Origin of the sequence: Aerosakkonema funiforme FACHB-1375 (assembly GCF_014696265.1) — a bacterium.
GTDB lineage: Bacteria > Cyanobacteriota > Cyanobacteriia > Cyanobacteriales > Aerosakkonemataceae > Aerosakkonema > Aerosakkonema funiforme_A.
The window spans coordinates 1-25,186 of sequence record NZ_JACJPW010000118.1; the positions used below are offsets into that span (position 1 = coordinate 1).

General features: G+C 44.3%; 36 protein-coding genes and 2 pseudogenes. 18 read left to right on the forward strand and 20 right to left on the reverse strand.

Going from position 1 to position 25,186, the window contains the following annotated elements; genetic code table 11:
* Window positions 1–120: 120 nt before the first annotated feature.
* Window positions 121–894, reverse strand: coding sequence for a transposase (locus H6G03_RS30770; RefSeq protein ID WP_190473567.1), 774 nt, complete (start codon window positions 892–894; stop codon window positions 121–123).
* A 4-nt stretch (window positions 895–898) separates the two neighbouring features.
* On the opposite strand from H6G03_RS30770, the gene H6G03_RS30775 reads away from it, so the two are divergent.
* On the forward strand, window positions 899–1,150 hold the full coding sequence (locus H6G03_RS30775) for a hypothetical protein (RefSeq protein WP_190473570.1): 252 nt from the start codon (window positions 899–901) through the stop codon (window positions 1,148–1,150).
* A gap of 167 nt (window positions 1,151–1,317) precedes the next feature.
* Window positions 1,318–1,638, forward strand: coding sequence for a hypothetical protein (locus tag H6G03_RS30780; RefSeq protein WP_190473573.1), 321 nt, complete (start codon window positions 1,318–1,320; stop codon window positions 1,636–1,638).
* Window positions 1,639–1,742: 104 nt separating this feature from the next.
* On the opposite strand, the gene H6G03_RS30785 is transcribed toward H6G03_RS30780, so the two are convergent.
* Window positions 1,743–2,048, reverse strand: coding sequence for a type II toxin-antitoxin system Phd/YefM family antitoxin (locus H6G03_RS30785; RefSeq protein WP_190473575.1), 306 nt, complete (start codon window positions 2,046–2,048; stop codon window positions 1,743–1,745).
* A gap of 190 nt (window positions 2,049–2,238) precedes the next feature.
* Between H6G03_RS30785 and H6G03_RS30790 the strand changes: the two genes are divergently transcribed.
* Window positions 2,239–2,493 carry a hypothetical protein gene (locus tag H6G03_RS30790; protein WP_242060501.1) on the forward strand — a complete coding sequence of 85 codons (255 nt, stop codon included), beginning with the start codon at window positions 2,239–2,241 and terminating at the stop codon, window positions 2,491–2,493.
* Here H6G03_RS30790 and H6G03_RS30795 read toward each other — a convergent pair.
* The 4 genes from H6G03_RS30795 to H6G03_RS30810 form a co-directional block, all read right to left on the reverse strand.
* Window positions 2,456–2,767, reverse strand: a complete 312-nt coding sequence (locus tag H6G03_RS30795) for a type II toxin-antitoxin system RelE/ParE family toxin (protein WP_190473579.1) — start codon at window positions 2,765–2,767, stop codon at window positions 2,456–2,458. The genes H6G03_RS30790 and H6G03_RS30795 overlap by 38 nt on opposite strands.
* On the reverse strand, window positions 2,755–2,946 hold the full coding sequence (locus tag H6G03_RS30800) for a hypothetical protein (RefSeq protein ID WP_190473581.1): 192 nt from the start codon (window positions 2,944–2,946) through the stop codon (window positions 2,755–2,757). Before H6G03_RS30800 ends, H6G03_RS30795 begins: the two co-directional genes overlap by 13 nt.
* 119 nt (window positions 2,947–3,065) lie before the next feature.
* A complete protein-coding gene (locus tag H6G03_RS30805; protein ID WP_190473583.1) occupies window positions 3,066–3,395 on the reverse strand; it encodes a type II toxin-antitoxin system RelE family toxin in 330 nt (109 codons plus the stop codon).
* Window positions 3,392–3,655: a type II toxin-antitoxin system Phd/YefM family antitoxin gene (locus H6G03_RS30810; protein ID WP_190473585.1), complete on the reverse strand. Its 264-nt coding sequence runs from the start codon at window positions 3,653–3,655 to the stop codon at window positions 3,392–3,394. Before H6G03_RS30810 ends, H6G03_RS30805 begins: the two co-directional genes overlap by 4 nt.
* Before the next feature lie 84 nt (window positions 3,656–3,739).
* Between H6G03_RS30810 and H6G03_RS30815 the strand changes: the two genes are divergently transcribed.
* Window positions 3,740–3,964 carry a hypothetical protein gene (locus tag H6G03_RS30815; protein ID WP_190473587.1) on the forward strand — a complete coding sequence of 75 codons (225 nt, stop codon included), beginning with the start codon at window positions 3,740–3,742 and terminating at the stop codon, window positions 3,962–3,964.
* On the forward strand, window positions 3,964–4,245 hold the full coding sequence (locus H6G03_RS30820) for a type II toxin-antitoxin system RelE/ParE family toxin (protein ID WP_190473589.1): 282 nt from the start codon (window positions 3,964–3,966) through the stop codon (window positions 4,243–4,245). Before H6G03_RS30815 ends, H6G03_RS30820 begins: the two co-directional genes overlap by 1 nt.
* Before the next feature lie 23 nt (window positions 4,246–4,268).
* On the opposite strand, the gene H6G03_RS30825 is transcribed toward H6G03_RS30820, so the two are convergent.
* Window positions 4,269–5,747, reverse strand: coding sequence for a dihydroorotase (locus H6G03_RS30825; RefSeq protein ID WP_190473591.1), 1,479 nt, complete (start codon window positions 5,745–5,747; stop codon window positions 4,269–4,271).
* A 112-nt stretch (window positions 5,748–5,859) separates the two neighbouring features.
* On the opposite strand from H6G03_RS30825, the gene H6G03_RS30830 reads away from it, so the two are divergent.
* Window positions 5,860–6,654 carry an aspartyl/asparaginyl beta-hydroxylase domain-containing protein gene (locus H6G03_RS30830; protein WP_190473593.1) on the forward strand — a complete coding sequence of 265 codons (795 nt, stop codon included), beginning with the start codon at window positions 5,860–5,862 and terminating at the stop codon, window positions 6,652–6,654.
* A gap of 51 nt (window positions 6,655–6,705) precedes the next feature.
* The gene (locus H6G03_RS30835; RefSeq protein WP_190473595.1) at window positions 6,706–6,969 is read left to right on the forward strand and encodes an AbrB/MazE/SpoVT family DNA-binding domain-containing protein; all 264 of its coding nucleotides are present in this window, start codon (window positions 6,706–6,708) and stop codon (window positions 6,967–6,969) included.
* A gap of 76 nt (window positions 6,970–7,045) precedes the next feature.
* On the opposite strand, the gene H6G03_RS30840 is transcribed toward H6G03_RS30835, so the two are convergent.
* Both H6G03_RS30840 and H6G03_RS30845 read right to left on the reverse strand, forming a co-directional pair.
* Window positions 7,046–7,303, reverse strand: coding sequence for a type II toxin-antitoxin system Phd/YefM family antitoxin (locus tag H6G03_RS30840; protein WP_190473598.1), 258 nt, complete (start codon window positions 7,301–7,303; stop codon window positions 7,046–7,048).
* Window positions 7,300–7,608: a type II toxin-antitoxin system RelE/ParE family toxin gene (locus H6G03_RS30845; RefSeq protein WP_190473600.1), complete on the reverse strand. Its 309-nt coding sequence runs from the start codon at window positions 7,606–7,608 to the stop codon at window positions 7,300–7,302. The genes H6G03_RS30840 and H6G03_RS30845 overlap by 4 nt, the downstream gene beginning before the upstream one ends.
* Window positions 7,609–7,885: 277 nt before the next feature.
* Between H6G03_RS30845 and H6G03_RS30850 the strand changes: the two genes are divergently transcribed.
* On the forward strand, window positions 7,886–9,595 hold the full coding sequence (locus H6G03_RS30850; RefSeq protein WP_190473602.1) for an FAD-dependent oxidoreductase: 1,710 nt from the start codon (window positions 7,886–7,888) through the stop codon (window positions 9,593–9,595).
* A 184-nt stretch (window positions 9,596–9,779) separates the two neighbouring features.
* Here the strand turns inward: H6G03_RS30850 and H6G03_RS30855 are convergent, their stop codons facing one another.
* From H6G03_RS30855 to asnS, 3 genes are read right to left on the reverse strand one after another with little or no spacing between them, the layout of a single operon-like run.
* Window positions 9,780–9,938 (reverse strand): hypothetical protein, encoded by a 159-nt coding sequence (locus H6G03_RS30855; protein ID WP_190473604.1) that lies wholly within the window; start codon window positions 9,936–9,938, stop codon window positions 9,780–9,782.
* 4 nt (window positions 9,939–9,942) lie between these two features.
* Complete coding sequence (locus H6G03_RS30860) at window positions 9,943–10,209, reverse strand: DUF5678 domain-containing protein (RefSeq protein WP_190473606.1); 267 nt, start codon at window positions 10,207–10,209, stop codon at window positions 9,943–9,945.
* 11 nt (window positions 10,210–10,220) lie between these two features.
* Window positions 10,221–11,609, reverse strand: a complete 1,389-nt coding sequence (gene asnS, locus H6G03_RS30865) for an asparagine--tRNA ligase (RefSeq protein WP_190473608.1) — start codon at window positions 11,607–11,609, stop codon at window positions 10,221–10,223.
* Window positions 11,610–11,701: 92 nt separating this feature from the next.
* On the opposite strand from asnS, the gene H6G03_RS30870 reads away from it, so the two are divergent.
* Window positions 11,702–12,142, forward strand: a complete 441-nt coding sequence (locus H6G03_RS30870) for an NUDIX domain-containing protein (protein ID WP_190473610.1) — start codon at window positions 11,702–11,704, stop codon at window positions 12,140–12,142.
* A 3-nt stretch (window positions 12,143–12,145) separates the two neighbouring features.
* Here the strand turns inward: H6G03_RS30870 and H6G03_RS30875 are convergent, their stop codons facing one another.
* Window positions 12,146–12,526 (reverse strand): DUF2203 domain-containing protein, encoded by a 381-nt coding sequence (locus H6G03_RS30875; RefSeq protein WP_190473613.1) that lies wholly within the window; start codon window positions 12,524–12,526, stop codon window positions 12,146–12,148.
* 37 nt (window positions 12,527–12,563) lie between these two features.
* Between H6G03_RS30875 and H6G03_RS30880 the strand changes: the two genes are divergently transcribed.
* A complete protein-coding gene (locus H6G03_RS30880; protein ID WP_190473615.1) occupies window positions 12,564–12,854 on the forward strand; it encodes a DUF6439 family protein in 291 nt (96 codons plus the stop codon).
* A gap of 72 nt (window positions 12,855–12,926) precedes the next feature.
* Here the strand turns inward: H6G03_RS30880 and H6G03_RS30885 are convergent, their stop codons facing one another.
* From H6G03_RS30885 to H6G03_RS30895, 3 genes are all read right to left on the reverse strand, one after another.
* Complete coding sequence (locus H6G03_RS30885) at window positions 12,927–13,376, reverse strand: ATP-binding protein (protein WP_190473617.1); 450 nt, start codon at window positions 13,374–13,376, stop codon at window positions 12,927–12,929.
* A 111-nt stretch (window positions 13,377–13,487) separates the two neighbouring features.
* On the reverse strand, window positions 13,488–13,664 hold the full coding sequence (locus tag H6G03_RS30890) for a hypothetical protein (RefSeq protein WP_190473619.1): 177 nt from the start codon (window positions 13,662–13,664) through the stop codon (window positions 13,488–13,490).
* An 84-nt stretch (window positions 13,665–13,748) separates the two neighbouring features.
* Entirely contained in the window at window positions 13,749–15,221 is a 1,473-nt protein-coding gene (locus H6G03_RS30895; RefSeq protein WP_190473621.1) for a cyclic nucleotide-binding domain-containing protein, read from the reverse strand.
* Between the two features lie 242 nt (window positions 15,222–15,463).
* Here H6G03_RS30895 and H6G03_RS30900 point away from each other — a divergent pair, with 242 nt between their 5' ends.
* Entirely contained in the window at window positions 15,464–16,762 is a 1,299-nt protein-coding gene (locus H6G03_RS30900) for a hypothetical protein (RefSeq protein WP_190473623.1), read from the forward strand.
* A gap of 41 nt (window positions 16,763–16,803) precedes the next feature.
* Here H6G03_RS30900 and H6G03_RS30905 read toward each other — a convergent pair whose 3' ends face one another.
* The gene (locus H6G03_RS30905) at window positions 16,804–17,958 is read right to left on the reverse strand and encodes a SpoIID/LytB domain-containing protein (RefSeq protein ID WP_190473641.1); all 1,155 of its coding nucleotides are present in this window, start codon (window positions 17,956–17,958) and stop codon (window positions 16,804–16,806) included.
* A gap of 202 nt (window positions 17,959–18,160) precedes the next feature.
* Here H6G03_RS30905 and H6G03_RS30910 point away from each other — a divergent pair, with 202 nt between their 5' ends.
* Complete coding sequence (locus H6G03_RS30910) at window positions 18,161–19,093, forward strand: ribonuclease Z (RefSeq protein ID WP_190473625.1); 933 nt, start codon at window positions 18,161–18,163, stop codon at window positions 19,091–19,093.
* 97 nt (window positions 19,094–19,190) lie between these two features.
* Here the strand turns inward: H6G03_RS30910 and H6G03_RS30915 are convergent, their stop codons facing one another.
* Together H6G03_RS30915 and cobU are read right to left on the reverse strand one after the other, a co-directional pair.
* A complete protein-coding gene (locus tag H6G03_RS30915; protein WP_190473627.1) occupies window positions 19,191–19,607 on the reverse strand; it encodes a hypothetical protein in 417 nt (138 codons plus the stop codon).
* 291 nt (window positions 19,608–19,898) lie between these two features.
* Window positions 19,899–20,450, reverse strand: a complete 552-nt coding sequence (gene cobU / locus H6G03_RS30920) for a bifunctional adenosylcobinamide kinase/adenosylcobinamide-phosphate guanylyltransferase (protein WP_190473629.1) — start codon at window positions 20,448–20,450, stop codon at window positions 19,899–19,901.
* Between the two features lie 179 nt (window positions 20,451–20,629).
* Here cobU and H6G03_RS30925 point away from each other — a divergent pair, with 179 nt between their 5' ends.
* From H6G03_RS30925 to hpsU, 4 genes are all read left to right on the forward strand, one after another.
* Window positions 20,630–21,334: a hypothetical protein gene (locus H6G03_RS30925; RefSeq protein ID WP_190473631.1), complete on the forward strand. Its 705-nt coding sequence runs from the start codon at window positions 20,630–20,632 to the stop codon at window positions 21,332–21,334.
* A gap of 49 nt (window positions 21,335–21,383) precedes the next feature.
* Window positions 21,384–22,307 (forward strand): glycosyltransferase family 2 protein, encoded by a 924-nt coding sequence (locus H6G03_RS30930; protein ID WP_190473643.1) that lies wholly within the window; start codon window positions 21,384–21,386, stop codon window positions 22,305–22,307.
* A 175-nt stretch (window positions 22,308–22,482) separates the two neighbouring features.
* The gene (locus H6G03_RS30935) at window positions 22,483–23,454 is read left to right on the forward strand and encodes a glycosyltransferase family 2 protein (RefSeq protein WP_190473633.1); all 972 of its coding nucleotides are present in this window, start codon (window positions 22,483–22,485) and stop codon (window positions 23,452–23,454) included.
* Between the two features lie 76 nt (window positions 23,455–23,530).
* Window positions 23,531–24,181 (forward strand): hormogonium polysaccharide biosynthesis acetyltransferase HpsU, encoded by a 651-nt coding sequence (hpsU, locus tag H6G03_RS30940; protein ID WP_190473635.1) that lies wholly within the window; start codon window positions 23,531–23,533, stop codon window positions 24,179–24,181.
* 71 nt (window positions 24,182–24,252) lie between these two features.
* Here the strand turns inward: hpsU and H6G03_RS39895 are convergent.
* Window positions 24,253–24,466, reverse strand: a pseudogene (locus H6G03_RS39895) (transposase); the annotation flags it as partial.
* Between H6G03_RS39895 and H6G03_RS30950 the strand changes: the two are divergent.
* Window positions 24,465–24,635 (forward strand): hypothetical protein, encoded by a 171-nt coding sequence (locus H6G03_RS30950; protein ID WP_206756653.1) that lies wholly within the window; start codon window positions 24,465–24,467, stop codon window positions 24,633–24,635. The pseudogene H6G03_RS39895 and the gene H6G03_RS30950 overlap by 2 nt on opposite strands.
* A gap of 30 nt (window positions 24,636–24,665) precedes the next feature.
* Window positions 24,666–25,186, forward strand: a pseudogene (locus tag H6G03_RS37440) (hypothetical protein); the annotation flags it as partial.

Below are 25,186 nucleotides of genomic sequence, written 5' to 3' on the forward strand. Positions count from 1 at the left end.
GGGGGGGGGGGGGGGGGGTTTGTGTGGGGGTATTTTCTCTCGCGTCGAGACTTATGAATTGTAACCTATAAGGCTTTCGGAAAAATATTAAGAATTACAACAGAGGGAATTTCCACGAAGTTATGAGGGTTCTGGCTTTCCGATACCTGGCACCGAGGTTGGATAATAGGAATTAGCCTGAACGAACGTTTCTGCGACGGCGGCAATTTCCGGGTCAGTTGCTTCCCACTCACCCCAAGGAAAGCACATCTGTCCGGGGGAGGATTTTTTCGACTTGGCTTTAATTTTCATTCCCCCCAGCAGACGACTACCCATAAGATTTTTCTTCTCTGATTTTGGTAGAGGGCGATATTTTTTACAAAAACCGCGATATTTTGCGGCGCATTCATCTAATGTTTTACCCAGTGACAAAAAAGCGGGATGCCATTGGGTGATACCATCATTACCTAATCTATCGTGAATGCCATAATTGCTGAAATCGTAGAAAAAACCAGGCTGAATTCCCGCCGCTTTCGGATTGGCGTGAATATAGCGTAAAGTATTCAAAGCGCGACGTTTATCGGTATTGGCAAAACCCGTACTGTGATAGCGTTTTTCCCAAAAATGCCCCGTGCGATTCAACATTCGATTAAAGCACATCGCAGTATACCAATTCAACCAGTGCATAATTTTGGGTAAATCTTCCGGTTTTGTAGGTTCTAGTAAATAATGAACGTGATTGCTCATAATACAGAGAGCATAAAGTTTAAACCCATACTTTTGCTGCGCTTTTTTAATCGCGAAAAGGAATACTTCCCGACATTCCAAGCGAGTCAGGCGAAACTCGCGGTTATTGCAGCGAGTGGTAACGTGGTAGGAATATCCTGATTGTAGCTGACGTGGTTGGCGAGGCATAGTGATGGTTACAAAAATTGAGACACCATTAAAAGTTAATTCTACTTTGTCAGTTTTGTTAAATGAATTAGCAGAAGAATGCGAAACAGTGCTATTTCTATTAACGCAGCTAAAATTACCTAATCTAACAGATGATCAAAAAGGCGATATTCTCGCCGAATTAACTGGTGCTGTCTCGCATTTGCACGTACATACAGAAGATTTACCGGATTTAATTGCGGATGAAATTGAAACTTTACCCGATGAAGAGGATTAAGAATGTTAGGAATATCAAAATATACTTTAGTTTAATGACGAAACCTAACAGAAGGAGAAGAAGTTTGGTGACTGAACCCAGAAACCCGGTTTCTTCAAGAAACCGGGTTTCTAGTCTGCTGGCAATATGCTAAAATTTGCATATTGTAGGCTGGAAAAATAAAAAATATGGTAAAAACACCTTTAGCTTGGAAACCACGCCGCATTCCTGAAAAATATAAAAAATATCCTCTTTTTCCCCAAGAAAAAGCCAAACAGGAAGCAGAAAACGAAGCACGTTGGCAGCGTTGTCGTCCTATATTTGAGCGAGTTCGTGATGAATTGATGGCAACTCACTACAACTGGTACATCGTTATAGATCCCAATAGTGGAGACTATTTTATTGAAGAAGATGAATTAGTTGCGATCCAAAAACTTCTTGAAAATCTTCCCAAAGAAGAAGTTATTATCCGTCGTTTGAATGAAACAGGAACTTGCGGCAGTATATGATTGAAGGGAAAAGGAATTCCTGAAATAATTATAGGTTTGCAGTGGTTAAAAACTCGACGTTTAGTAGTAGATTTTCCAACGGGAGTGCTAACACTGGGGTAAGTTCAGCTTTCTTTTTTTTCTTCTTTGTCAATCCCCAACTTCTGTTCAAGTTCTGCGATAGTTTGCGGTTCGATCTTTCCTGTTTTTGATTCTTCGATCGCATCCATTAACCGACGCGCATTTGCAGGCGATCGCAAAAGGTAAACCGTCTCAACCAAACTTAGCAAATCTGACTCAGCGATTAAAGCTACATTTTCGCCTTCAGGACGGTTAATGATATAGACCTGATGATTTTCTACTACCAGATCTAACAACTTAAACAAGTCATTTTTGGCATCTGTTGGAGATGTTATTTTGTAAGAAAGCATCAGCTAATGTACAGAATTATGTACGTTTATTATAGAACTTGATTTAACTTTTTGCCAAGATACTGGCTGCGATCGAGGGGAATGGGTAAGCATTAGATGCGGTTCCAGAAACCCGGTTTCTTGAAGAAACCGGGTTTCTAGTCTGCTGGCGATCGCTTACAATAAAATTATCCCAATTCCACCGATGAACATGACAGAAAAAACATCCACCTTACAAAAAGCGATTGAGGTAGTGGAAGCACTATCTCCCGATGAACAAGCTATCCTCATCGATATCATCGATAAGCGACTCAAACAACAGCTTCGCGAACAACTATTGCAAGAAGTGGCTGAGTCGGAACGAGATTATGCTTTAGGTAATGTGCGTCGCGGTTCAGTTTCAGATTTATTAGCGGAGTTGGACGATTTTACTCAGCAGTTTCGTTCACTAAGTCAGAAAGCCTAAGCAGCCTTGATGAATGAAATACTGTTAAAATATTTACCTCATCTTCCCTCACTAAATATACTATCCGGTAACTACCAAAAATAATTTCTCGAATATCTTCTTGACCAAATTCTGGAACTATACGTCCTGAACGAGGAAAATTTTCCAGACGTTCTACCGCCTGAAATACCCGCTCCACAAATACCTGTGCAAAACTCGGTGCATCTCGCGCAATAAAATCGCCAATTGCTTCCAAATCAGCTAAAGCTTGACTTGTCCAGTTTATGATTGCCATTTTTTAATCCGCTTTTTAGCTTCTGCATGGGAAATAATATCACCAGTTTCTACTTGCTTTAAACCTTGTTCAACTTTGTACAAAAAGTAAAGGCGTTCCATCACTTCCTCAAAAGTAACGTCCGGCGACATTTCCTCTACCGCCTTGAGAATTTTATCTTTTACTGTCGTATCTGACATAACTGAGTATTCCTCGATCGAACGTCTATAAAATAGATATTAAGCCATATTGATGAAATCTGGTATAAAGTGCGATCGCTCTTTTTTATTTATCATAATAGTGAGTGCGATCGCCCTACCTACTCTGCTAACAATCGCTCCATAATTGTATAAATATCCTTTTTATCACCCTCTTTTCGCCTACCAACTCCTACGACTAAAACAACCACTCGCTCTTGTACAATTCGATAAATAATTCGGTAGCGCTGACCGACAGCCCGCACGCTAAAATAACCTTGAAGGTTATCTACTAAAGGTTTACCTTGTTTGTCTGGATCGGTTTTGAGTTTATCGATGCGATCGCTTAAAGCTTGTTGTTCGCGACGATCTTTCACCTCAGCCAACATTTCCAAAGCTAAAGGAGTCAATTCAATTATGTATTCCGAAAGGTTTGGACTTGAACTTGTCATAGCCCTAATTTCCTTTTAGCTTCCTCCCAAGAAATTGTTTCTCCTCGTTCTGCTTGGGTTATACTTTCTTTCAGCCGATTGGCAAACTCGGAATCCGAAAGAATATCAAGAGTTTCTAAAAGAGATGTCAACTGTTCATAGCTAATAACTGCCATCACAGGTTGACCGTTATTGGTGACGATCGCGAGATCGTCGGTCAACTCATCTGGTAATTCTGGCAGTTTTGCTTGTGCTTCACTAATAGTTAAATATTTAGCCATTTTTTAAGTTTAGCAAATTTTCGACTAAATAGCAATACTAGGAACTTCGCGATCGCTTACAATAAAATTATCCCAATTCCACCGATGAACATGGCAGAAAAAACATCCACCTTACAAAAAGCTATTGAGGTAGTAGAAGCACTATCTCCCGATGAACAAGCTATCCTCATCGATATCATCGATAAGCGACTCAAACAACCACGTAGGCTTGAAATATTACAGGCGGTTGCAGAATCGCGTCAAGAGTATGCTGAAGGAAAAGTACGTAGTGGTTCGGTTGCGGATCTTTTAAAGGAGTTGGATAATTGATGCGATTGCTGTGGAGTTCGCGATTCATTCGAGATTTCAAACGCATATCGCGTCGAAATCCACAACTACGAATTCTGGTTGAAAGCACATTACAACAAATAGCTGAAGATCCGTTTCACTCTAGTTTAGGAACTCATAAACTCAAAGGAGATTTGTCTGGTACGTGGTCATGTTCTATTGATTATAGCAACCGGATAATATTTGAATTTGTACCGCATACAGAATCGCAAGAAGAAGCGATATTATTACATACCCTTGGTTCTCACGATGATGTTTACTGAGACGCGAGATAATAAGAAAAACCCTAAGTAGGTTGATTTCGCTTCAAATAACGCCCTTGCGGCGAACCTAATATCTGTCCGCGATCGTAAATCAAATCCCCCCGCAAGAACGTGCTTTTAACTCTTCCCGTTAACTCCATACCTTCAAAAGGAGTATAGCCTTGTTGGGAAAGCGATTCAGCAGCACGAACAACAAATGTTTCGTGGGGATCTACTAACACCAAATCGGCATCATATCCAACCGCAATATCGCCTTTTTGCAACACGCCAAATCTTTGCGCGGGATTCCAACAAAGTAGCTTGGCAATTTGGTTGTAAGACAGTCCGCGTTTGCTTCCTTCACTAATAACTCCGGAAAGCAAATATTCTGTACCGCCAAAACCAGATTTAGCTAACCAAATATTATCTGGATCTCTCAAACTCGCTTTTTGTTCTGCCGAACAGCAGGCGTGATCGCTGACAATCCAATCTATTTTATCCTGCAATACGGCATTCCATAAATATTCTACATCCTCTCTAGGTCGAATGGGAGGATTAACTTTTGCCCATTTACCTGTAGCAGCATTTACATCTAAAAGTAGATGACCGACTGTGACTTCTCGCTTAAAGTTAACATGGGGAAAAGTTGTTTGCATCATCAAAGCTGCTTCGACTGCTTTGCGGGAACTGAGATGCAACAAATTGATGTTGATACAGTTAGTTTCGTGCGCCAAATAAGAGGCAATACAGATTGCTAAACCTTCGGAGTGGGGAGGACGGGCAGCACTATAAGCAGTTAGTCCGGTGAGGGTGGAATCTTGCTGTACGATTTTGGTATAAGCATTGAGAATATCAGCCATTTCACAATGCAAACTCAGGCTGATTCTATCCTGCATCGTGGGGTATTTTTCGCGCAGTTTAGTCAACCCACGCATGATAAATTCAAAGTGAGCTAAATCGTAGCGATCGTCCTTATTAATCATTAGAAATAAATTCTGTTGGTCGGAAAGACCGTGCAAACCATAACCGCCATAAAACATAAAAATTTTGAAGGAAGCAACCCCATGTTCCTCGAATAACCACTGCATTTCATCGATATGTTGAGGACTAATTGGCGCGATATGATAGCCATAATCGACAAAAAAGTTGCCCTCTGATAAAGCGAGAACTTCTGGGAAAAAATCCTTGTAAGAACCACCTTTATTCAGGTAATACTGACCCGTGCGGATATAATTGAGGGTAGTGGTTACGCCCCCCATTGCGGCGGCTTGGCTTTCTGCGATCGCATCTCGATCGAGCGGTTGATAGATACCGATATGCGTATGGGCATCAACTACCCCTGGAAAACCAAGCAAGTTTTCCGCGTCGAACACCTCTTTTGCCGTCTCAGGGCTGATTTGCGGCGCAATTTGGGTAAATTTCCCATCCCTGATTCCTAAATCCAGGGACTCCACAGATGATGAATGGGGACGCACTACGCGGACATTTTTAATAATTCTATCCAGAACGGGAGTTTCAGACACAGAACCTCTTGCTAAGATCGGTTAAACTAATTATCGATCGGATTGTCTAAAATAAAACTTTTAGCTAGAAATTATAGCAGGTTAAATTAAAGTACAGCAAGGAGATAAGACAATGACAACTTTTAACGAGTATCATTTAGACCCCAAGCAATTTCCTTTTCTGGACAAGCTGCAAGAAAATTGGCAAGCCATTAGAGATGAGTTTACTTACTTTAATTCAAACGCTTCTGAGTCAGAGTTGCAGTTTGTTTTTGATGTGATGGGGCCGAAAAATAAAACGATTAAGACGAAAGGCAATTCCAAGTATAAGGCTTTTGGGGTGTTATTTCAAGGAATGCCGATCGAAAAATATATTCAATTTCATCAAATTGAATATCCTCAGTATGAATCAGAGGATGTATCGGCAAAAGCACAGGAATTAAGAGCGCGATATTTTCCCAAGTTAACTCAGGTTGTAGAAGAAACAAATTTAGACAATGACAATGTTATCAGAAATGTGTATTTCGGGACATTTATGCCAGGTCTGGATGTGAAACTTCATGTCAACTATAATCCGCATATGAATCGCGGCTATCTAGGATTAATTGTGCCGCCTGGAGATATAGCGATGAAAATATGCCACGATAAATTATATTGGCACGAAGGGGAATTTATGGTTTTAGATCACAGCTATCCTCACTGTCCGCATAATTACACCGATTACGAAAGAACTGTTTTGGTAGTTGATTTCTTTAAAACCGATAAGCCAAGAGAAGAAGTAATCAAGATCGAACAGGAATTAGTGAGCGATCGCCTGCAAGAAAATCCTTACAGCTTAGGTATTTTTGGCAAAAACGATAAAGCTAAAGAAGAAGATTTTATTACTTATGGTTTAAGTCATCAGTTGGAATGGGATAAGGCTATGTAAGAGATAGATAGCTTATCTGACAAATTTATTACTCGTTGAGATGTTTGTTCAATGGAAGTCACACGCTTATCAAATAGTGGTCAAGTCATTATTCCCAAAGCTTTGCGAGATGCTCATCGCTGGGAAGCAGGGCAAGAATTAATCGCAATTGATATGGGAGATGGCATTCTTTTAAAACCGAAAAATCCTTTTAGGGAAACTAAGTTAGAGAATGTGGCAGGGTGTTTGAAATATCAAGGAAAACCTAAAAGCATCGATGACTTAGAAGATGCTATTCGTCAGGGTGTAGAGGAGCAGTGGGATGATTGCAGTTGATACAAATATTGTTGTACGAATTTTAACACAAGACGATGAAGAACAATGTTGAGTAGAGACAAGCTGAAATTTTAACTTAAACACCATATTTTGCTCTCATTTCCTCCATACTAATACCTTTGCCTTCCCTCAAACTCTGACGTGCTTGTGCAACTTCTGCTTCAAAGCGCGGATCTCGTAATAACAACTCTTCCCACCAGTCTTCAGTATCCTCCAAACCAATTAAAATTCCCACAGGTTGTCCATCGCGAGTAATGATAACACTTTCTTTCTCAGCTATTTGCAGATAGCCTGAGAGGTCGTTTTTTATTTCTTCGATCGATACTTGTTTCATTCTTCTCTCCTACCATATTCGGCTAACCATTCCATCGCCTCAGATTTCTCCCTAATACAGAGAACTTCTACAGTTCCACTTTCATCAGTGTAGCTTACATCATAAAACACTCGCAGGTCATCAATCCGTAGCCTGTACTGAGGTCTTTCCATTTCTCGAAGTCTCTTGATACGGCTTTTACTGGTTTTCTGTGGTTCGTATCTGAGGTAGGTTTCAATTGCATCGAAGGCTTTAGCGCGATCGCTTGCTTTGAGTCTAGCGATATCTTCTTCGGCTTGTGGTGAAAAAATAATCTCGTATCTCACAGTAGCTTCTTTACAATTTAAACTATATGCTACACGGATCTATCTTACCTGAAGATATGATTTCCATTAATTCTTCATCGCCGATCGCATAGCACTTTGCCAACATTGTTTTATCCTCAAATTAAAGTTTATGCGTATTCATATACTTTAACACAAAATTTCCTCTTGCTGCTCATTTAATGTCCAGGATCTAAGATTAGCACAAAAATTTTCCCGATCGAATGACTTCGGCAATGTAAGTACTAAATATTGAACTAAAAATAGAGGTCATTCAACGATGACAAGCAACGAAGCTTTCTACGATGTCATCGGATTTGGTGACGAAATTCCTGGTGTATTTGCCGTTATATCTGCCGCCAGGGAATATCGCCGTCGTACTAAAAAATATCCGCGAGTGTTACTAATGTCCAAAGCTAATTTACAGCAAGGTATTGGCGGACATTTAGTCAGAGGAGGACTTGCTTATCTCGATCGCAGTCAAATTGATAAAAGTTTGCGAGACTCTTTAGGTTTAGATACCTTTGGTTCGCCTGCGGCAATTTACAAAGAATTTTTGCAGAAAGCTGGTGTTAGTATTGTGGGTCTCGACCCGCGCAAAGCTAATACAGTTCTCAAGCAGATGTTGAGCGAAGCTGGCGTGGCGCTCCTCAGCAATGTGGCTATTTCATCTGTCAATAAACAAGGTCAAAAAATTATCAGTATAACTACATCCAAAGGAACTATATATTATGGCAAACAATTTATCGATGCGACTGTGAATGCCGAATTAGCACAAGCTGCTGGTGTGAGCAAACTCAAAGGATTTGAAACCTTCGGTTTGCCGGAATCAGAACTTTGCGTCAGCGTGATTTTTGAAACACAGGGACTTAGCGTTAGAAGACTCAAAGAAATCGAATATAGCTATCTCAAACGCTTCACAAATATTGCCGATGTAGAATCACAAAAGTTTCTGCTACACGCTGCTGGTTATAATGCCAAACTTGCAGAACAACTCAGAAGCGAAATGGTGGAACCTAGAGGCAATCTTAAAGTTCTTTATGCTGGTCGAGATTATATTGATATCCGCTCTCCCGCTTTATCGGTAGCTTACCATTCATTCAGAGGAACTAAGTTATTTTTACCTGAAACTGGTGTAATTTTAGATGAGGGAAATATAGGAGTAATTTCTGACGATCGCCTTTCCTGGAACGCTCTCTTGTTTGACATCAAAGCTTCAGAAGCAGAAACTCTTGCCAGAAGTGGTGCTAAACCTACTTCTAAAATGTTACAAGAAATAACTTATGTCGAAAAATGGTTTAAGAGTCTCGGCGCTACTTCTGTTACTTCCGCATCTGAAGTGTACATCAGACACGCTGGCAATGTTACTGGCGTTGTCGAACCTCTCACTGGTACAAAAATGCTTCTAGGTGGCGTATCTCCCGCTGAAGCATTAGCTACATTTGCCTATCATTTTGATATGCGCGGCGGTATCCCAGGTATCAGTCCAAGAGCTATTGAAAATGGATGGTCGCAAGGTCTCAATTTTCAGATGCCTGTGTTTAATGTGGGGATTCAACACGCATTAATTAACCAGATTCGTAACTTGGCAGTTGTCAGTCCCGCTTCCGGTTTTGAAGGTTATGCAACTGCTGCTGGCAGAATAGTTGAATTTAACGCTGCTGTCGGTCAGGGTGTCGGCATAGCTACTATCATTGCTATTCAAAGTAATAGGAATTTGGCAGATATATCCAACTGGGAAGTTAGAAAAGTATTGCTTGAAACCGGTCAATTACCTCGCATTTTTGGGATTGCTAAAACTGCGGAAGCATTAAGAATGGGGCAATTAGAGAAGCTGCTAGCACCCAATCCGCAAGCTTTCATCGGTAGGAACAGCAAGCTCGACGAAAGCGATCGCATCGACAATGAAGACCAAGATAAGCTTTTGTCTCCCCTCAATTCTCAACTTCAAAAGTCAGAACTGCCTGCGCTTCTTGAAAGCAAACCCTAAATCGATCGAATATCCCCGTCTTTCCCAAAACGTTAAATTTCACCCCCAAATTAGCCGAAAATCCGACTGGACAAACAAACCGTTCTGTGCCTAACTGCACTTCCAAATCGTCCAAATAGATTGGCATCAAACTCCCAGTTCCCACTTGCAGATTAATTCGGTTTCCCGTCCGGTAATTTAACCCCTATTCATCAGCGATCTCAGCTTTGAGAATCGTATAAGTTGCCCCGGAATCCACATATACATTAATCGGAAACCAGGAAGTTTCCAACTTTATTCCGATGGGAATAATTGGCTGTAAACTTCCTTCTATCCGTTTGTATGGAAATCTGATTAGAGTCATAAAATTATCGAAAGGAAAGCAGGACGCCATCATGCCGATCGTCTGGATGCGGCACTTCTACCACTAATGGCATCACCAATCTTTTCTCTTTTAAGAAAGGACGGTATACGTCGCCATAGTCGTTTCCTACAGCAACAACTTCCCCATTTTCAATGGCAACCGTTTTGCCAGGGTACTTTTGGATCAGATCGTCGTAATGATCTGCTAACCATTGGTTATCTTTCTCCAAGATTCCTGCCAATTCCTCTACAGAAATTTCGCTCATACTCATCGTTTTTCCTCCTAAAATTCCACGCTTTGCGGCGCACGGGGGAAGGGAATCACATCCCGAATATTGCCCATTCCCGTCATAAATTGCACCAATCTTTCAAAGCCCAAACCAAACCCAGCGTGAGGAACTGTACCGAAGCGACGCAAATCTAAATACCACCATAAATCATTAGCATTTATTCCCATACTTTCAATGCGTCGCTGTAAAACATCCAAGCGTTCTTCCCGCTGGGAACCGCCAATTATTTCGCCTATTTTGGGAGCGAGAATATCCATCGCTCGCACTGTCTTTTCGTCGTCACTCAACCGCATATAAAAAGCTTTGATTTTGGCAGGATAATCGGTGACAATTACGGGCTTTTTAAACAACTCTTCAGCTAAGTAGCGCTCGTGTTCCGATTGCAAATCCAATCCCCAACTGACGGGATACTCAAATTTTTTGTCTGCCTTTTCCAAAAGTGCGATCGCATCTGTGTAAGTCAGCCGCGCAAACTCATTGTTGATAATATTCTCCGCCGTAGCCAAAACCGAATTATCAATCCGCTGATTGAAAAATTCCATATCTTCCGCGCAGTTATCCAACACATATTTAAATATGTATTTGAGAAACTCCTCCGCTAAATTCATATCTCCTGACAAATCGCAGAAAGCCATCTCAGGCTCTACCATCCAAAACTCTGCCAAGTGACGGGAAGTATTGGAATTTTCTGCCCTAAAAGTCGGCCCAAACGTATAAACATTCGTAAACGCCATCGCCATAACTTCAGCTTCCAACTGACCGCTGACAGTTAAATAAGCAGGGCGTCCAAAAAAGTCTTTACCGTAATCGATTGCTTGCTTTTCCGTGCGAGGAACATTATTTAAATCAAAATTGGTAACCGCGAACATTTCCCCTGCACCTTCGCAATCGCTAGCAGTAATAATGGGTGCGTGAACCCACATAAAACCGCGCTCTTGAAAAAACTTATGAATAGCCGTCGCACAAGCATTGCGAACGCGGAACACAGCGCCAAAAGAATTAGTGCGCGATCGCAAATGCCCAATTTCCCGCAAGAACTCAAACGAATGTCGTTTCTTCTGCAACGGATAAGTTTCCGGATCGGCTTCACCGTATACTGTTACCGCTGACGCCTTCAACTCGATCCGCTGTCCCTTCGCCGGAGAAGCCACCAGCACTCCCTCAACTTCCACAGATGCGCCAGTGTTCAGCTGCTTCAGCACTTTAGCATAATCTGGCAAATCGGGATTCAAGACTACTTGCAAGTTCGCCAAAGATGAGCCATCATTTACCTCAACAAAGGCAAACTCTTTCAATTCCCGCTTCGTGCGAACCCAGCCTTGAACTTTCACGGATTCATCGGGTTGGCCATTTTTGAGTACTTCAGCAATGCGTCGAGTCATATCGATTTTGGATTTGGGATTTGGGATTTTGGATTTAAAAATTAATTGCGGTCAACTTCTTTAGTTTACTAGGTATTTAAGGCATTAATCCTATGGAAAAAGATATTCGATTACGGATTAGCATACTCGGTTTATTCGTAAAATCTAACGCAGTGCTGATGATTCATAAAATGACAGGCCCACAACCCGACCTTTGGGACTTACCCGGTGGCGGACTGGAACCGGGTGAGCCGATGATGCAAGCGTTAGAGCGAGAAATTAGGGAAGAAACTGGTTTAACTGAATTTCGAGTCGAGGAACTTTTAACGATAGTGGAAAACTTTTTCCCTAATTGGCGAGGCAAACTGTTACATTCTTTAAGTATCATTTACAAATGCTCTGTTGAGGATGAGCCTGTTTTCAGCGCGACTGGGGATCGCGAAGTGGGATCGAAAGGAATTCAGTGGTTGCCAATTGCAAGTTTGACGATCGATACCTGTTCGACTCGCAGTTGGAAAGCTTTGCAAGCAGCTGGTGCGATCCCCAAAACATGAATGCTAACCACTGCAAGATTTCAGCAACCAACCGATCGCGATCCCGATCCCGCCAAAGCGCACAGCCATCCAAAAAGGCTCCTTCAAGCTACTCCAGGAGAACAAACTGCTTTCCAGATTAACTTCTAAGATTTCCAACTGCTGTTGAATTTGTTGCAATTCGGCTTTAAGTTGCGGGGATCGGTTTGTGCGGAGTTCTTGACGCACATCCTCGTAGCGATGTTTTAATTCAGCTTGTCGCTGTTTATCTTGTTGCACCTGAGCGTAGCGTTCCTGGAGCGCTTGGAGCGATCGCTCAACTTCCTCAAGTCCTTGCACAAATTCTCGTTCAAAGTCTGCCGACTCGTTTGGGGATCGCTGGGACGGTTCTCGATCGGGCTTCATAAAGTAGAGTAAGGGTAAATGCAAATGTGTTATCAGTATGCCCGAACCGACACAACTTCTTAAATCCGATCGGCTAAATGAATTTAGCACCCTAGAATTAGCTCAAGCGCTAATGGAACGGCTTGCCATCTCTAGTAACGACTGGCACCGTCTCAAATCTAACCGCAAAGCGCGTGCGAGCGAGCAAGTTGCCGCCGCCCTTGTCTTATTGCTCAAAGATAACCCAGAAGAAGCGCTATTGAGACTAAACCAAGCATCCGGCTGGCTCGATCGCTCAATATCAGCACCTCCGTGCCCTACGCACGGTCACAATGGCGATCGCCAGTAAGCGATCGACTGAACGGGGGAGTACAAGAAAATCTTTACTCACCACTTTTGGACTTTTGCACTTGCTCTGCCCCTAGCGAAATAGAGGTAGTTTGTAACGAGTCTTAATATGCTTGCAGAGGCTCAACTCTGTTCCCTCAGCGTTCCAATTCACTTGGTCAAACACTTTGTACAGAATATATAAGCCTCTGCCGCATTCTGACTCATCTGGAGGCAAATGCTCGTCGGGATCGATCTCGCACTTACAACAAGGGCTAAATCCCGATCCTTGATCGGAGATCACCCAACAGTAGTGATCGGCGATCGTTGCAAATCGCACTACAACTGTTTTACTGGGATCGAGTTTATTTCCATGCTTGGCAGCATTCACCAAAGCTTCTTGCAATCCCAGTCGAACTTCTAGCTGCCATTGGTCGGGAATTTCCGCCACCAGCAGATCCAGAATCGGACAAAGGTAGAGGGTAGAAGCAAAGCTGATGGTAGCCCAAGTGCGCCCAGTCGGACGCTTTGATATAGCAATCACACTGAAGACCCCCTCGCTTTCAGGTGGACAGACTGAAGTCTTTGCACAGCTTCCATCCTTGCGATTGTTGCATTCTGTTTGGTTATAAGCTTTTTCTCAGGTTTGGTGGGTTCATAAATAGGCTTTACCAACCACATTGCAATTGTTACTGTGCATTTTTTTAATGATGCCTATGTTTAGTACGATCCCACGGTAGTACACATTACCATCCAAGATTTTCAGAGTCGATAGCAGAGCTATGGCCATCTTTCCACCGCTACAGGTGTATGGTTTCTTGGTGTAGGTCATACCTACCTAACTCTTATTGTATCGAAACATTTTTAAAACACCAGAGGTAATTGCAGAGAAGCTAGAGGCTAGTTCCTAGCTCGCTCAAATACCGAAAAGGCTTTGAATGCGTTTGCGTATCCATATAAAAGGCGTCTCCTGCGAGGCATCTGCTGTTGATAAGCCTAAGTCTCGCAGCGCCTGTTGACGTTCGGAAAGGGTTTGGGCAATTTGATCTGCTAAACCCTGATGCTCTACTAATAACTTCTGTAAATCATTTCGGTCTACAACAAACAGTATCGTGTCCGATAAGGTGCGAACCGTCGCTGAGCGCGGAATTCCCAACAGCAAAGACATCTCGCCAAAAAACTCCCCATCGTGAAGCGTGGCGATATATTTCTCGGCCCGCTGCGAAAAAACTTCCACAGAACCTGTCAAAATGATGTAAAATGAGTCACCTGGTTCATTTTCTTGACAAACAATCTGTCCTGCCGGAAAAAGTTGTCGATACCCATACTCAATTAACTGCCGCAGTTCGAGATCGCTACAAGACTCAAAGTAAGTAACCCTCCGCAACAATTCGCGCAGATTTAAGTTATTAGGCGATTTCGGCAATGGATGAGTTGTTTCTGACGGTGAGGTCTTTTGGGAAGCTACATTGCTATTGGAAACTTCCGTACCGCCAGTTTGATGAACCAGCGTGTTTAACTCCTCTATATTTCTAATCCAGAGTTCCCGTTGCGGGAAAGGAATATGGATCTGGCGATGACGTAATTCCTGCTCGATCCGAAAGTTTAAAGCGCTTTTGAGCGGTTCGCTATTTGCAGGTTGGTCGATCCAAACCAATAATTCAAAATTGAGAGTACTTTCCGCGAAACATTTAAACCACACTTTGGGCGATGGATAGGATAAAACCCCAGGTTCCATACGAGCAGCAGCTAGCAGTGCCTCTGTGACCAATACTGGATCGCTACCGTAGGCAACGCCGACCGGAACATGGATACAGCACTTGGGATCGCGATAAGTCCAGTTAACAATATGATTTTCAACAAAACGAATATTAGGAACAATTACAAAAACTCCATCGATAGTACGGACAATCGTAGAACGGATAGAAATGTTTTCTACAGTTCCCAATAACCCTTCCACCTCAACAAAATCGCCGACTTTAATCGGTTGTTCCACAAGGAGCGTCAATCCGCTGATAAAATTACTGGCTAAATTTTGTAGCCCAAAACCAAATCCAATTCCCAAAACTCCAGCTAATACAGCCAGAGAACTGAGATTTATGCCTGCGGTTTGCAGCACAATCAAACCACCCAAAGCAGAGAGGAAATAGCTGATGACAGTAGAGATAGCTTCTCGACTTCCCCTATCTAGTTTCAAACGCACTAGGAGCCCCCGCTTCATCCACTCGCCTAGCGCTCTGGAAATGAAAAAGACAGCCAAAGCTAACAAAATCAGCGTGACGATCGAACTGATCGACAGAGGTTTGTCCCCCGCCCGCAAAAGTTCAGCCGTAAATAGCTCGGATAAGCTTTTCAAGATTTTCCGCCCATGCTGGATAATCCAATTCATATAAAACTACACTTTCAGGAGGGTGTGAGGAGAGAGCGATCGCAAATCCGCTCAGAACGCAAAGCGTCTGGAGCCTTGTCAAATTTGACATTCACTCTAATATCTCAAAATTTTCTCTTGAAAGCCCTACCCATCGATTGTTGCGACTTAAGACCAGATCGGGTAGTGTTCCCGGCTTTCCCATCTCGAATTTTGGATAAATTTATACTGAAAATAGAAGCTCAATACCGTCGAGGCAAAATATGGCTGCAAATCCCAGCATTATGCAAGCTGTCGAACAGCTGCATTACCGCGTGACCGTAGGGGATGTGGCGGCAAAGGCAGGATTCGATTTAAATGTAGCCCAGCAAGGATTGCTAGCCCTAGCATCCGACGCCGGCGGACATTTGCAAGTGGCAGAAACGGGGGAAATTGTTTACCAGTTTCCTGAAAATTTCCGGGCGATTTTGCGAAACAAGTTTTTGCGGTTGCGGCTACAAGAATGGTGGCAAAAAACCTGGAAAATATTGTTTTATCTAATCCGCATTAGTTTCGGGCTAGTTTTGCTGACTTCGATCGTGCTGATTTTTGTCGCGATCGCCATTATCCTCATTACCGTTAATTCCAGCCGCGACAGCGATGATTCCCGCAGCAGCGACTCTGGCGGCGGTACAATCTTTATCCCTTACTATTGGTTTGGCCCAGATTGGTTTTGGGTTTTCTATCCCGACTACGACAGTCCCCAGTACCAATATCGGCGGCGAGAAAAACCCCAGATGAATTTTCTGGAAGCCGTTTTCTCTTTCCTATTCGGTGATGGCAATCCCAATGCCAATTTAGAAGCACGCCGCTGGCAAGAAATCGCCACAGCCATCCGCAACAACGGGGGAGCTGTGGTCGCCGAACAAATTGCTCCCTATTTAGACAATATTGGGGCAGGATATTCGCAAGAATACGAAGATTATATGTTGCCTGTACTGGCTCGATTCAACGGGCTTCCCGAAGTCAGCCCCGAAGGACAGATCGTCTATCGCTTCCCCGATTTGCAGGTAACGGCAGCCCAGCAGCATCCCCAGGTAGTACCGACATATCTGCAAGAGTTACCCTGGCGCTTCAGCGCTGCCAGTTCCGGACAAATTATCCTCTCAGCCGGACTGGGAGCCTTCAATTTGGTAGGCGCTTTGGTATTAGGGAACCTGTTGGCTGGTGGGACGATTGCGGCCAAATTGGGCGGACTTGTTGCCCTTGTTCAATCAATTTATTGGCTGCTGCTGGGTTACGGTATTGCTTTCCTGGCTGTACCTTTTATCCGCTATTTTTGGATTCAATGGCGCAACGGCAAGATTGCCTTCCGCAATCAACAGCGCCAAGCAAGAGTTATGCAACTGAACCAACCCAGTGCCAATTTACAGCAAAAAATTGCCTACGCTCGTCAATTTGCTGCCGAAACAATTATCGATCGTCAAGATTTAGCTTATACGACCGAAACAGATTTGCTCGAACAGGATATCGAGCGTAAAGACCAGATTGATACGGAATGGCAGAGACGGCTAAATAATTAAACCTTAAAAAGGCAGAACTTTTAATTATTTAGCCAATTGAATTAGTTCACCACTTTAATTTTGCCTAGAGTCGTACCCTGGTAATAGTGACGCACAATTTGCTGGTAGTTAGCACCCTGGCGAGCCATACTGTAAGCTCCCCACTGACTCAAACCGAGACCGTGACCGTAACCGCGCCCCTGTATTCGGAAAGAGCTGGGTAGGGATTTTTCGCCGTCAGGGGTGACAGTGAACCAGGTGCTTCTCAGATCCAATGCCCTCCGCAGAGCAGGGCCGCTGATCGTTCGCGCTCCCCGATCGCCGATAATTTTCATGGTAATGATGCGTCCGACTGGGGAGGTGCGTTCCGGTGTCATGGACAGCACGTTGCCCACACCATCGATGCGGCGGCTGAGTTCTTCGCGGGAGATGGTTTTCACCCATTGGGCTTCAGGAGTATTGCCATCAAAGTCCGGAACGCCGCGCAGGTAGGGCAGATTGTCTGACCAGACATTTTCGACGTTTTCGGTATGTCCCCCAGATGAGGAGTGGAATGCTGCCAGAATAATCTTACCTTTGTAGGTCAGGACTTGACCTGCGGTGCTATCGACTGGGGAGTAGAGGGATGGGGCTTCACTTTCTACGCCTTTATAAACCTGCCACGCGATCGTATCCCCCAAATCGTAGATGCTGTTGCCTCTCGTTTGCCGCTGATAAAGTGCGTAGGTGCGGGCGGCTACTGCTTGAGCTTTGAGAGCTTCTAGGGGCCAATTGGGGTATACTTCCCCGCCTAACACGCTGTAGAGATACTTTTCCAAATCGACGTAGTTGATCGCAGTCAAACCGTTATTTACGAACACAACTCGCGTGCGTCCCCGATACCAGCGATCGCCTATCCAAACGTAGCCGTTATTTTGGGGTTCAATCCAGACCGAGCTGGAACGCCACCGATCCAGCGCCACTCCGTTGCCGCTCGCCTGAGCTTGGAACGCATTCATCGGAGCAATTTCTCCTAGCGGCTGACCGGCGGCATCGCGGACAATTGCTTTGGTGGAGCTGCCGACTTTGACCTGGCCGACATTTTCTTCAATGGCGACTCGCAGTTCCAATGCCGCTTGTGCGGGAGCAACGAGCGCAATCCAGAATAACACCGATAGCCACAGCTTTGGCCTTTTTTGCGGCATGGACTGGTTTAGTTTTGTGGAAATAAGCTCCATGAGCAAACGTATAGGCATCATTTTGCTAAAAACCTCCTCACACGGCTGCTAAATGAGGTTACAAGTATGGGTATTGCTGGCAGCGTCCGAACAGTCCAATAGCATAACGCAATTCAGGTCATTGGTAAAGAAAAAGTTTTTTTCCTAGCTAATATGTCAATAGAGATGTTATTGAAATTCGGATAAGGTTAACTAAAAGCCCGTGCAGATTACTTTTTTGGGCACAAGCTCCGGTGTACCGACGCGATCGCGCAATGTTTCTAGCGTTGCCTTGCGCCTGCCTCAGCGGGCAGAATTTTGGTTGTTTGATTGCGGTGAAGGCACTCAGCACCAACTGCTGCGAAGCGACCTCAAAATCAGCCAACTTACTCGCATTTTTATTACTCACCTGCATGGCGATCATATTTTTGGTTTGATGGGTCTTTTGGCAACTTACGGTTTGGCCGGTCATCCCACTAGAATCGATATTTACGGGCCACCCGGTCTAAATGAATACCTGCGAGCTTGCGAGCGTTACTCTTATACTCATCTTTCTTTTCCCCTTAAGGTACATACGGTTCAACCTGGACTTATTTATGAAGATGAGGAATTTACTGTATTTTGCGGCCCTCTGAAGCACCGCGTTACGGCTTTCGGTTATCGGGTAATGGAAAAAGACCGACCTGGGAGTTTTAATGTGGAAAAAGCTGCTGAATTGGGCATTTCTCCAGGCCCTATTTACGGCAGGCTCAAACGCGGAGAACAAGTTACTCTACCAGATGGGCGTCAAATTAATGGTGCCTCTTTGTGCGGGCCAACCGAAATTGGGCGCAAATTTGTTTATTGTACCGACACAGTTTATTGCGATGGTGCTGTGGAATTAGCGCAGGATGCGGATGTGTTAATTCACGAAGCTACTTTTGCCCATCAAGATGCTCAGCTTGCTTTTGAGAGATTGCATTCTACATCAACAATGGCAGCACAAGTAGCTTTAGGGGCGGGTGCAAAACTTTTGATTATGACTCATTTTAGTCCCCGCTATGCACCTGGAAACGATCTTCAACTGAACGATTTGTTATTGGAAGCGCGGGCGATTTTTCCGAATACAGAAATGGCTTATGATTTCCTAACTTATGATGTTCCTCGCCGCAAATAAAAACAATTATAAATTTAAAGTAACAAATTGTAAATTTTTAAATCAAAAATTTGAAATTTGCCATTTTAAATTTATTTTCGTAGTGTGCTTTAAAGTTTTATTTGTTTTTTAATAGCCGATCGCGAATTTGGCTCAGATGTGCCTGAGTGTCAATTGGCGATCGGGGTGAAGGAGCCTCTGTATTAGGCCAGCCACCTAGATCGAAACAAGGACAGGCTAGCGGGGGCATCCCAACTTTCCGCACGGGAACGGGCATAGAACAGCGAGCGCAGCTGTTCATTTCCCACTGTGGCGTCAGCAGTTGGGCAATGGTTTCGTTTGTCCCTTCTAAGTAGCAGTCCCCTGAATCGGGAGAGAGAATTTGTTGCCAACATTCCTCAAATTCATCGCTATAGCGATCGCTTACAATCACCTTTTTAGGAAGTAGGGCTTCCTGACCGTTCTTAATGATTAATTTCTTGCCTAACTGAAACCAATAAGCAAGATATTGCCTGATTTCATTTGCCGATGCCATAAATTTAACCGCTCCCTCGGTAGCATCCAGGGAGTTGTCGATCCCATATTGCATACAAGAACTTATTCTCAATGTAATCTCTATTTTCCTAAACGGGTTTCCTGCTAGTGGGTGATTGCGAGAGCAACAAAAGGATTACTTTTACCCTGGTAAATGTATGTTAACGTTTATCGGTCATCTATCTCCAATCATAAATTAGGAGTTAGGAATGGTTAGCCAGAGGACGATCCCGCCCCTAGAGAAGAATATCTATGTTTTTGGCTCGATCGCTCTACCGATCTAGTTGGATCTCTAGGATGGGAGACGATCGCCCAAAACGCTCAAGTTCAAAACATAACCCCCGGTGACTAAATAAACTGGATCGGCGATCGCACTGACTCTACGCACCAGGACACCGAGACGATCGCGGAACTCCCGACCGGAGGGGTACGCAGGAACCACACCCCAACCAGTTTCTTCCGCTACAAAAATGGCATCGCAGGTACAATTATTTATATATTGCAGCAACTCTTTTATGGTGTTCTCCCAGGACGCGGCATCTCGATCCAGGAGGTTAGCCACCCAAGTTCCCAAAGAATCTACTAACAGGCAACTCGTCTCCGCCGCCTCGCCAATTGTTGTCGCCAACTGGACTGGCACTTCCAAAGTAAGCCAATCAGAAGGGCGTCGGTACTGGTGTTGTTGGATGCGATGCTGCCACTCCGAATCAGTGCGATCGACCTGTGCGGTAGCTACATAGATAACGGATTTGCCGGAGTTTTGGGCCAAAATTTCCGCCCATTCACTTTTACCAGACCGTGCAGGGCCTGTCACCAAAATTACTCGCTTTTGCGGTTCTGTCATGATAGATATCGTGTAGAGTCGGCACTGCCTACCCTACATTAAGAGCCGATCCAAAAATTGAACGCGAACAAAGATCTCGATCTTGATTTATGGTGCGGTATGTAACCTTCAATCGGATTTTTCAGGTAGGCTCTAAGAGAAAATTACTTCTCTAGCTTGGATTTTACCCAATCGGTCTCATGGCTACTATGAAACCAGAGTTACAAAAGATGGAGCCGACATTGCGCCAGCAGACAACACAAAGTCTCTCAAAAGACAAGCAGCTGCCCTTGAAGTCGGGATCTCGGACTGATAGTGCGAAATCGCAGTCGCTAACTACCCACCAACCTATCCCAAGCGATCGGTCGGTGGAATCTGTATCCCTGCCACAAAAGCAAGCGAGAAAGACACCCGCGCTACCCAAAATTAAATCGCCCAGATTTACCAGCCACCGCAACGGCATTAACCCCTACTTGGCAATGAATCTGCTCAAGGAAATGGAAACGGTGGTGGCGCGATGGCAGAGTGAATTGCGACAAATCTTGCGGCAAATTCAAGATATTTATCTGGAAGGGCCGATAATCGAAGGTTGGTTGGAGTCGGAGTCTGCTCAAACACCGATAGCAGCGCCGACTGTAGAGCGAAGTCAAAAAGGGAGAGGGCGAGTTTCTCATTCCCCATCCCAAAATCGTAACGCTGGTCGATATCGTCTAGTAAATCGGAATGCCGACGGCAAGCTGCTGTCTCGTCCCTGTCCGCCAGAGGAAGTGCCCAGCGTTAGTTTGGCGATCGCACGGTATCAAAAGTTGCAACATCTGCTCGCTCGCAAGCAGGAATTAGAAACTCATCTCACCGAGCTAGCTGAGGTTCTCACCGTTGTACAAGGTCACATCCAAACACTGTGATATCCAGGCGACGGCGATATTTTCGATCGAAACAGAGGTGATTGAGTTTATGCCTTTAATTTCTGCCATTATCTGCACTCACAATCGAGATAGCTATTTGGGCGCTGCTATTGATAGCTTGCTAGCACAGGATTTCGCGGATTTTGAAATAGTGGTGGTGGATAATGCGTCGAGCGATCGCACCCGCGCTGTTGTAGAGTCGCGATCGGGAGTGAAATACATCTACGAACCCGTTACCGGTTTATCTGTCGCACGCAATACAGGTGCCCACGCAGCTAGCGGCCAAATTCTCGCCTATCTCGATGATGATGCTGTGGCTAGCTCCCACTGGCTCAGCGTCCTGTACGCAGCCTATCGAGATAACGAAAAACTGGCAATTGCCGGTGGTAAAGTCACTCTGATTTGGCCAGAAGGTTATACACCGCCACCTTGGCTTTCTGAAGGTTTGGCGGGAAATTTGGGAGCTTATGACTTGGGCGATAATGTTGTTTATATCCAAAACCCCGGCCTTACTCCCAGAGGCTTGAACTATTCCATTCGCCGTACTTTCCTAGAGCGGATCGGCGGGTTCAATGTTAACCTGGGCCGAGTTGGGAAAAAATTGTTATCTAACGAAGAACTGCTGATGACAGAACAAGCTCTTCAGCTAGGTTGGCAGGTAGCCTATATCCCCGACGCTTTGGTAGGTCACAACGTTGCTCCCGAACGCCTCAACCAAAGCTGGTTTCTCAACCGCAGCTGGTGGCAAGGGATCAGCGAGTATTACCGGGAAGAAATCGCAGGTCGTGCTGGTCTGGCTCAGCTGGGACGGGGAACCGAACGATCGATCCGAGGTTTGTACAAATCATTAAAGTATTTGGGCGATCCTGCCCAACGTTTTGACAATTTAGTGTATACATACGGTCAGATTGGATATTTAAGTGCTGTTATCCAGGGAATGCTAAAACTACCTACAGGGGCTAACCGATCTTAGCGGGCCAAGCTGCCAGGTAACCCGTTCCCATCTAGCAGGGTGCTTTGAATAGCTTGTTTTGGATTACTGGCTTTTGAGGATAAAAAGTTGTTATAGATGAAGAGTTTATATTTCAAAAGAGCGCGACGAAACTGACTCACTTCTAAAGGTCAACCTACCATTATAACTTTGTATCATGACTGCTACACCATCTAAAATACCAGTTTCTGTTTTGATTCCCGCCAAAAACGAAGAAGCTAATTTGCCTGCCTGTCTGGAAAGCGTGGCACTGGCAGATGAAGTCTTTGTAGTGGATTCCCAAAGCAGCGATCGCAGCGTCGAAATTGCCGAAAGCTATGGAGCTAAAGTAGTTCAGTTCTACTTTAACGGTCGTTGGCCTAAAAAGAAAAACTGGGCTCTGGACAATTTACCTTTCCATAATGAGTGGGTACTAATTGTTGATTGCGACGAACGCATTACCCCAAAACTTTGGGAAGAGATTGCCGCAGCTATTCAAAATCCCGATTATAACGGTTATTACATTAACCGGCGAGTATATTTTCTAGGTCAATGGATTCGTTACGGCGGCAGATATCCAGACTGGAATTTGCGTTTGTTGAAACACGAAAAAGGCCGCTACGAAAATCTGAAAACAGAAGATGTTCCCAATACCGGCGATAACGAAGTTCACGAACACGTCATCCTCAAAGGTCAGGTGGGATATCTCAAAAACGATATGCTGCATATAGATTTTCGGGATATCTACCAATGGCTGGAAAGACACAATCGCTATTCCAATTGGGAAGCTCGCCTTTATCTTAATTTTCTCATGGGCAAGGACGATTTGGAAACGATTAATGACGATAGCGATCGATTAAATAGATTTATCAGAATCATCCGCAATCCGGTGCAACGCAAGCGCTTTCTCAGAAAAGTTTGGGTCTGGTTACCTTTTAAACCCGCACTGAGATTTATGATTACCTACATTATTCAACTCGGATTTTTAGATGGTAGAGCAGGGTACATTTATGCGAGATTAATGAGTCAGTACGAGTATCAAATAGGGATAAAACTTTATGAGTTACGGCGTTTTGGCGGTCATTTGAACGTTTCGCCTAAGTCGGTTAACCCTGCTCAAGAGGTTTCGCAGATCCCTAAAAGTAATTAAACAGAAATTCAATTACCGCTATTTCCGACAAAGTTATTTGTTAATTGTTCGCTCGCGATGCTTTGAAGATGAAACCATGACGCCTGCTACTCCTGACTTCAGTTCTGACAGGGCTACTTCTGGATCGTATCTAAGCAGTGAGACTGAATTGCCTCTGCTGGATGGACAGCCTTGGATCGATCTACGCAAATACAACCAATCTGGATTCGATCGCGGTCGTCCGGGTTGGTATGTGTTGCTTTGGTGGTTGGTGCAAGCGATCGCGTTTCCCCTGACTCCCCACAATCTGCACGCGCCGCGAGCGGCTTTGCTGCGGCTGTTTGGCGCTAAAATTGGCAAAGGCGTCGTCATCCGACCGACAGCGCGTTTTACCTATCCGTGGAAAGTCGAAATTGGGGATTACAGCTGGATTGGAGATGACGTTGTTTTTTACAGTCTCGATCGCATTAGCATCGGTCGCCACAGCATTATTTCGCAAAAAACTTACCTTTGTACCGGTAATCACGACATTCAAGACCCAGCTTTTGCCCTCATAACGAAGAGTATTGAAATCGGTAACGGTGTTTGGGTGGCAACTGATTGCTTTATCGGGCCAGGAGTGAAAATAGGCGCTAATGCTGTTGTGGGTGCCCGCAGCAGTGTGTTTCGCAACTTGCCTGCGGGACAGGTTTGCTGGGGTAGCCCCTGCCGTCCCCATCATCCCAGAGAGATGAGGGATAAAGGGTGAACTACCGACACTTCTCTAACGAGTAAGTGTCGGCTTCTAACTTCACAGCTCGTTGCCCTTTCACCTTACGGCTATTCGGTCTTACACAAGCTCTCAGGTCGATCTTGGTTTTCAATGTACTGCTTAAGGGTTGAAATGGTTGCTCCACCGCAACTGGCAGCAAAATAAGAGCCATTCGGTGAAAACATCTTTCCAGTAAAACGCTGCTAGGTAATCCGTAAATTCCTGTCGAAGTTTGCGAGAAGTTACAGATTTGAGGTTATTGAGCAGATTGCTGAGAGCTATGTGGAGTAATTTTCTAGTAGTAGTTAACCTGGACATTTCCGGACATTCCGTGATATCATTTCGGATGACTTGGCTGTTTGACCGGGCGACGCTGGATGGAACACATTGTAGAGAGCGCCGCTCGTCGGCGCGAGAATTAACATATACTTCTGGGTCAGGTTATACTTAATAAAATAAACGAATTTAAGCAGCTTTTGTCGTGTACGCACTCAAAAGAGAATTAAAACTAAATAATCGAGAAATTTCTCTGATGCGCGGCGGGGCTGGCTATCGCAGGTTTGTTTATAACTTTGGACTCCAACTCCTCACAGCAAGTTGGGGATTTGAAAATATCCCAGCCAGTGACTCTAAGCGCATTGATGCGATTAAAAAAATCTTCACGCAAGTGGTAATGAAAAGGTCTGAATATGCGTGGATGAAAAAATACCCTTCCACCGTATATCAGTCAGCTTTTCAAGACTTGAAAAATGCTTTCAATCAATGGCGTAAAGGCTTGGCAGAGTTCCCAAAAAAGAAAACTAAAAAGCAAGGAGACTCGTTTACTGTTTATAAAACGTCCGGGGTTTATCCAGAAAAAGGTAAACCAGCATTACCTTTCACGAATAGAGTGGTAATAGAAGATTTGAATATAGCTGGCATGATGGCCAACCACAAACTAGCTAGTGCGATAAGCGACAATTGCTTTTATGAAGTACGTCGCCAATTAGTTTATAAGCAAGC

Bases quoted from the DNA above. Each gene is read 5' to 3' on its own strand.
- H6G03_RS30870 (WP_190473610.1), top strand. From the start codon at position 11,702: ATGGAAAAAGATATTCGATTACGGATTAGCATACTCGGTTTATTCGTA.
- H6G03_RS30855 (WP_190473604.1), bottom strand. From the start codon at position 9,938: ATGACTCTAATCAGATTTCCATACAAACGGATAGAAGGAAGTTTACAG.
- H6G03_RS30800 (WP_190473581.1), bottom strand. From the start codon at position 2,946: ATGTCAGATACGACAGTAAAAGATAAAATTCTCAAGGCGGTAGAGGAA.
- H6G03_RS30895 (WP_190473621.1), bottom strand. From the start codon at position 15,221: ATGAATTGGATTATCCAGCATGGGCGGAAAATCTTGAAAAGCTTATCC.
- H6G03_RS30770 (WP_190473567.1), bottom strand. From the start codon at position 894: ATGCCTCGCCAACCACGTCAGCTACAATCAGGATATTCCTACCACGTT.
- H6G03_RS30900 (WP_190473623.1), top strand. From the start codon at position 15,464: ATGGCTGCAAATCCCAGCATTATGCAAGCTGTCGAACAGCTGCATTAC.
- H6G03_RS30795 (WP_190473579.1), bottom strand. From the start codon at position 2,767: ATGGCAATCATAAACTGGACAAGTCAAGCTTTAGCTGATTTGGAAGCA.
- H6G03_RS30805 (WP_190473583.1), bottom strand. From the start codon at position 3,395: ATGACAAGTTCAAGTCCAAACCTTTCGGAATACATAATTGAATTGACT.
- H6G03_RS30950 (WP_206756653.1), top strand. From the start codon at position 24,465: ATGTGGAGTAATTTTCTAGTAGTAGTTAACCTGGACATTTCCGGACAT.
- H6G03_RS30790 (WP_242060501.1), top strand. From the start codon at position 2,239: ATGACAGAAAAAACATCCACCTTACAAAAAGCGATTGAGGTAGTGGAA.
- H6G03_RS30820 (WP_190473589.1), top strand. From the start codon at position 3,964: ATGCGATTGCTGTGGAGTTCGCGATTCATTCGAGATTTCAAACGCATA.
- H6G03_RS30880 (WP_190473615.1), top strand. From the start codon at position 12,564: ATGCCCGAACCGACACAACTTCTTAAATCCGATCGGCTAAATGAATTT.
- H6G03_RS30780 (WP_190473573.1), top strand. From the start codon at position 1,318: ATGGTAAAAACACCTTTAGCTTGGAAACCACGCCGCATTCCTGAAAAA.
- H6G03_RS30850 (WP_190473602.1), top strand. From the start codon at position 7,886: ATGACAAGCAACGAAGCTTTCTACGATGTCATCGGATTTGGTGACGAA.
- H6G03_RS30915 (WP_190473627.1), bottom strand. From the start codon at position 19,607: ATGGCATCGGCAAATGAAATCAGGCAATATCTTGCTTATTGGTTTCAG.
- H6G03_RS30835 (WP_190473595.1), top strand. From the start codon at position 6,706: ATGGAAGTCACACGCTTATCAAATAGTGGTCAAGTCATTATTCCCAAA.
- H6G03_RS30860 (WP_190473606.1), bottom strand. From the start codon at position 10,209: ATGAGTATGAGCGAAATTTCTGTAGAGGAATTGGCAGGAATCTTGGAG.
- H6G03_RS30905 (WP_190473641.1), bottom strand. From the start codon at position 17,958: ATGGAGCTTATTTCCACAAAACTAAACCAGTCCATGCCGCAAAAAAGG.
- H6G03_RS30890 (WP_190473619.1), bottom strand. From the start codon at position 13,664: ATGACCTACACCAAGAAACCATACACCTGTAGCGGTGGAAAGATGGCC.
- H6G03_RS30775 (WP_190473570.1), top strand. From the start codon at position 899: ATGGTTACAAAAATTGAGACACCATTAAAAGTTAATTCTACTTTGTCA.
- H6G03_RS30785 (WP_190473575.1), bottom strand. From the start codon at position 2,048: ATGCTTTCTTACAAAATAACATCTCCAACAGATGCCAAAAATGACTTG.
- asnS (WP_190473608.1), bottom strand. From the start codon at position 11,609: ATGACTCGACGCATTGCTGAAGTACTCAAAAATGGCCAACCCGATGAA.
- cobU (WP_190473629.1), bottom strand. From the start codon at position 20,450: ATGACAGAACCGCAAAAGCGAGTAATTTTGGTGACAGGCCCTGCACGG.
- H6G03_RS30840 (WP_190473598.1), bottom strand. From the start codon at position 7,303: ATGAAACAAGTATCGATCGAAGAAATAAAAAACGACCTCTCAGGCTAT.
- H6G03_RS30930 (WP_190473643.1), top strand. From the start codon at position 21,384: ATGCCTTTAATTTCTGCCATTATCTGCACTCACAATCGAGATAGCTAT.
- hpsU (WP_190473635.1), top strand. From the start codon at position 23,531: ATGACGCCTGCTACTCCTGACTTCAGTTCTGACAGGGCTACTTCTGGA.
- H6G03_RS30815 (WP_190473587.1), top strand. From the start codon at position 3,740: ATGAACATGGCAGAAAAAACATCCACCTTACAAAAAGCTATTGAGGTA.
- H6G03_RS30935 (WP_190473633.1), top strand. From the start codon at position 22,483: ATGACTGCTACACCATCTAAAATACCAGTTTCTGTTTTGATTCCCGCC.
- H6G03_RS30925 (WP_190473631.1), top strand. From the start codon at position 20,630: ATGGCTACTATGAAACCAGAGTTACAAAAGATGGAGCCGACATTGCGC.
- H6G03_RS30875 (WP_190473613.1), bottom strand. From the start codon at position 12,526: ATGAAGCCCGATCGAGAACCGTCCCAGCGATCCCCAAACGAGTCGGCA.
- H6G03_RS30810 (WP_190473585.1), bottom strand. From the start codon at position 3,655: ATGGCTAAATATTTAACTATTAGTGAAGCACAAGCAAAACTGCCAGAA.
- H6G03_RS30830 (WP_190473593.1), top strand. From the start codon at position 5,860: ATGACAACTTTTAACGAGTATCATTTAGACCCCAAGCAATTTCCTTTT.